We start from the raw sequence: 3,531 nt of genomic DNA on the forward strand, positions 1-3,531 counted from the left end.
CGAGGCTCCCGGTCGGGGCATCGGGTTTTGGTCGATTTGCTGTCTTACCTGGAGCCTCGCCCTCATCGATCCTCGGGCTACGCACACCGCCCCTGACCTGCAAGGTCAGGATGAAAAAGGCTCAATGGAGTGGTCGGCAATAGCAAGCCGGACGACCTGCCATTCGAGCAGATGGCAGCCGATTTCGAAGGAGTTTCCGCAATTGCGGCTGGCTCTGCCGAGTTCTCACAGGCGGCCGCAGGCGGCGGCAGGTATCTCTGGACGGTAGGGGAGGGGGGAAGTCTGAGCATTGTCCGCGACTTGCCTGGCATTCACCACACAATTGCCAGTGGCGGATCTCCGGTTGTTGGTGCTGGGCAAATCACATTCGCAAGTGGCGGCAGGGTTACATCTTTCGACAACTTCACGGGTCACTACACGCCGCCCTGCGCTCAGTGTGCCGCATCATTCATCAACCGGGGGGTAAGTGCCTTCGGTCAAGCTGGCATCAGGATACCGTTCGCAACTATCCGCGACTTTGGCGGGAGGGCGCCGTAAATGAGGGTAGAGTCGGATCTTCGCGAAATGCGATCTGTCCCAGAAGGGCAGCTAGCTGATTGGGTGTCTAGCCGCTTCCCTGAGGGCACCTCGCCGCAGTGGTGGCTATCAGTCTTCGAGTCCCTAGAGATCAGCGCTAATCCCTTCCGGGACGTAACCCCGGGCCGACGCACAGCGGACCTGAATCTCGCTGCAGAGGCCATCCTGCTAGCTGTCGATCTTGAGGGTGTAAGGGCTGCCCTCGGTGCATACTGGATGCTCAGAATCGCAGCGCTTGCCCTACGGTTCAAACCTCCAATTGCCGGGCTCCCGCAAGTCCTTACACCGGATGGTTCTGCTGCATGGGCTCTACGGCAGATTCCTCTCACTCGTGAATGTGCAATCGTGGAATCCGAAAAACGGAGGACCGATTTTCTCAACGCGGGCGAGGAATTTTACGCGCCTGTTTGTGGTGAGGTGAATTTGGTGGGTGAGGTGACGTTTTCGGGATTGCAAGATGTTGAGCTGATCCTGTCCGCTCTGCCGTGGGTGTTATCTCAAGTCGGAGATGAAGGGGTTGGAAGCGAGATTCGCTCCTGGCTGGAGATTGGGGGAGCCTTGTAGAGGTTAGGCGACTCTCGGTCCTGGGTGCTGCTGCTCCCTACGGGCCTGGTGGCGTTAGCCGGTCGTCGAGGCCCACAGCGATCGCGTCAGTAACCTTTGCTTAGTCAGCGACGAGGGCTGATCGGAACGTGTCAAGGGAATGAGGCCAACTGAAGTTGATACGCCAGCCACAGCTGCCTGAACTGGAGTTTCGCCAGGTAATCGGCGTGATCGACGCGTGAGCGACGCCGGCCGTGCAGCTGCGCGTGTCGATGCTATTCGTGCGGTGGATCAGATGGTCGCGTTGTCCGTCTGCTGTGGTTGGTCACGTGGCGGGCAGGCTGCCGTGCTTGTGTTGATCGATGAGATCGTGGGCTGGCGGGCGGGTCTGGATGATCTGTTGGCGCGGTTCGCGCACCGTTTCGGGCGGGCGGAACCGCGCCAGCAGGCGCTGACCTACCTGGTCGGGCTGCTGTCGCCGTTGGACGACCAAGAACGGCTGGACCTTGGCTGAGGCCGTGGGAGACGCGACGCCGGACCGGATGCAGCGGCTGCTTAAGAGGGTGGTTCGGGAGGCTTTGTCTGATGTGGGTTTGACGGTTCGTTAGCGGCCCTGGTGGGGGCTACGCGGACGTCGCCGGCGGGGCGAGGGTGAACAGTCCGGCCTCGGGTTCGGTAAGGATCTGGCGGGCGACGAGGCGTTTGAGCTTGGCGCGGAGATTCTCGGTGTCCTTCGCGGTGGTCCCGGTGCCCAGCGCCTGGCAGATGTCCCTGGCGCGCATCGGTGTGGTCCCGTCGTGGAACGCGGCGAGGATCTGCTGGTAGGCGGGGCTGGCGACGGTCGGGTCAGCAGGTGCCGCCGGATCGAGTGGGCCGCCCAGGCTCAGGAGCGTCTTGCGGGTGATGGCGATTTCGGCGACCTCGGTCTCGGCCGCGGTGAGTTGCTCGTCGAGGGAGGCGATCTGGGTGCGGAGCCGCTCGACGGCCAGGCCGGCGGCGGTTTCGCGTTCGGTGAGCAGGGTCAGCAGCGTCGGCTGCGTCACCGTTGGTCGCGCCAGGACGTGGTGGCGGTGCCGGTCAACCGGCGGATGAGGTTCGCCGTGGAGGCCCACCAGGTGCGTGACACCGCGGAGGCGGGTCGGCTTTCGTACTCGCGGACCAGGCGGCGGTGCAGCATCAGCGTGCCGTTGGTCTGCTCGACCACCCACCGGCGTGCGATCGGCACGAACCCGGCCGTCGTGTCGGACCGAAGGACCTGCTCGACGTCGATACCGTTGATCGCTCCGTGGATCTGCACGTCGTCTTTGAACCCGGCATCGACCCACGCCTTGGTCACCGTTGGCGTGTGCGCGAGGACGTTGTCCAGCAGGCGCACGCCGATCGCGTTGTCGGTGACCGACGCCGCGGTGACCACCACCGCGATGATCAACCCCAGGGCGTCCACCGCCAGGCCCCGCTTACGGCCGGGCACCTTCTTTGCCGCGTCCTTGCCGGTCGTCGCGGCCGGAACGTGGTTGGCCGCCCGGATCGACTGGGTGTCCAACACCACCGCGGTCGGATCCTCCCGGCAGCCGGCCCGCTCCCGCGCCTGACAACGCAGCAGATCATGAATCACCTGGTCAGTGCCGTCATCACGCCACAGAGCGAAGTAGTAGTACGTCGCGGACTTCGGGGGCAGGTCGTGTGGCAGGTACGCCCACTGACAACCCGTCCGGTTCTGGTAGAAGATCGAATTCACGATCTCCCGCAGCTCGTAGCGACCCTGATACCCCGACACCGACGGATGCCGGTCCTTCCACGCCTGCAGGAACGGACCCACCACCGCCCACTGCTCATCGGTCAGGTCACTCGGATACGCCGCACGCTCACCCATGATCAGCCCAACGCCGGCCGGACCTACCGGTTACGACCACGGCTCACATTCACATGCCGGCCCAAACCCAAAATGGACGAAAGCTACCGAACCGCCCTCTGAAGACCTCGGGGCTCCGCCCCGAACCCCGACCCTCCTCAGAGATGTCGCCGCGGCTCCCCTCGCCGGGCACCACAAGGGCTACCAGCCTCCCCGGACGGGGTCCAGGTCGTTCGTCCGGTAGGGCGCTCCACCTGGCCCCGTCCGGGGAGGCTGGACGGTCTACGACTGCCCGACGAGGAGATCCGCTATCTACCCTTGGAGCCGTTGCGCCCAGTACACCTGTCCGTCCGGCCCCATATAAACCAGGGCCAACAGCAGGTCCGAAATCGCAACTGGGGCAGTGGGAACGTGGGCCGCCGCTCGCAGCGACCCCGGAACGTGTCAAGGATTTGAGGCCAGCGGGAGTTATGCGGCCTGAGGTTCCGGCTCTGGCTTGTTGATCCACACGTGGTCGGGTAGATCGAGGATCTTCGGCAGGAGCCGGCTGGTGCCGAAGC

Annotated in this window: 4 protein-coding genes; 2 read left to right on the plus strand and 2 right to left on the minus strand. The window is 64.1% G+C overall.

Translation table 11 applies throughout. The annotated features are described in order from the left end of the window. Nucleotides 1–921: 921 nt before the first annotated feature. Nucleotides 922–1,140, plus strand: a complete 219-nt coding sequence (locus tag KBX06_RS27345) for a hypothetical protein (protein WP_210839930.1) — start codon at nucleotides 922–924, stop codon at nucleotides 1,138–1,140. 265 nt (nucleotides 1,141–1,405) lie between these two features. Further along, the gene (locus KBX06_RS27350; protein ID WP_210839932.1) at nucleotides 1,406–1,633 is read left to right on the plus strand and encodes a hypothetical protein; all 228 of its coding nucleotides are present in this window, start codon (nucleotides 1,406–1,408) and stop codon (nucleotides 1,631–1,633) included. 109 nt (nucleotides 1,634–1,742) lie between these two features. Here KBX06_RS27350 and KBX06_RS27355 read toward each other — a convergent pair whose 3' ends face one another. Then, nucleotides 1,743–2,162, minus strand: coding sequence for a hypothetical protein (locus KBX06_RS27355; protein ID WP_210839934.1), 420 nt, complete (start codon nucleotides 2,160–2,162; stop codon nucleotides 1,743–1,745). Further along, nucleotides 2,159–2,992 carry an IS5 family transposase gene (locus tag KBX06_RS27360; RefSeq protein ID WP_210839936.1) on the minus strand — a complete coding sequence of 278 codons (834 nt, stop codon included), beginning with the start codon at nucleotides 2,990–2,992 and terminating at the stop codon, nucleotides 2,159–2,161. The genes KBX06_RS27355 and KBX06_RS27360 overlap by 4 nt, the downstream gene beginning before the upstream one ends. Between the last annotated feature and the right edge of the window lie 539 nt (nucleotides 2,993–3,531).

Origin of the sequence: Micromonospora sp. C31 (genome assembly GCF_018070575.1) — a bacterium.
Classification (GTDB): Bacteria; Actinomycetota; Actinomycetes; order Mycobacteriales; family Micromonosporaceae; genus Micromonospora.